Raw genomic sequence first — 539 nt, forward strand, 5'->3', positions numbered from 1 at the left:
TTTAATGACATGGAAACCATTTTCTGTTTGAACAGGTTCTTGAGTAATTTCGCCTTCTTCTAAAGCAAAAGCAGCTTCTTCGAATTCAGCGACCATTTGTCCAGTAGTGAAAGTCATTTGACCGCCATTTTCAGCTGAACCTGGATCAATTGAATTTTCTTGAGCTAGAGTAGCAAAATCAGCACCATCGTTTAATTGCTCAATCAATGATTTAGCTTGATCTTCTTCAGCTACTAAGATATGAGAAGCAGTAACAGGTGGAACATAAGCTTCATATGCAGTTTCTAATTCTTCATCTTCAATTTTAGTATTGTCTTTAACAGCTTCTTCAACTAACAAGCTGTAACGGATCAAATCTTTGTATGAATCTGCTGTGTAACCAGAAGAACTCAATACGTATTCAAATGTTTCGGCACCGCCGTATGCTTCAGCCTCTTCTTCAAAAGCAGTATCTACAGCTTTATCATCAACAGTTTCTCCATAAGATTCTGTTAATACATCGTTAATGATCATTTGTTGAAGCGTAGCTGCTCCTTGAG

Annotated in this window: 1 protein-coding gene; it reads right to left on the reverse strand. The window is 37.3% G+C overall.

The window, feature by feature from the left end; genetic code table 11:
- Positions 1 to 539 (reverse strand): peptidylprolyl isomerase (locus ABS911_RS15325; RefSeq protein WP_350468264.1); only part of this gene is annotated, 539 nt, incomplete at both ends.

The sequence above is a fragment of the Carnobacterium sp. genome (assembly GCF_040274425.1).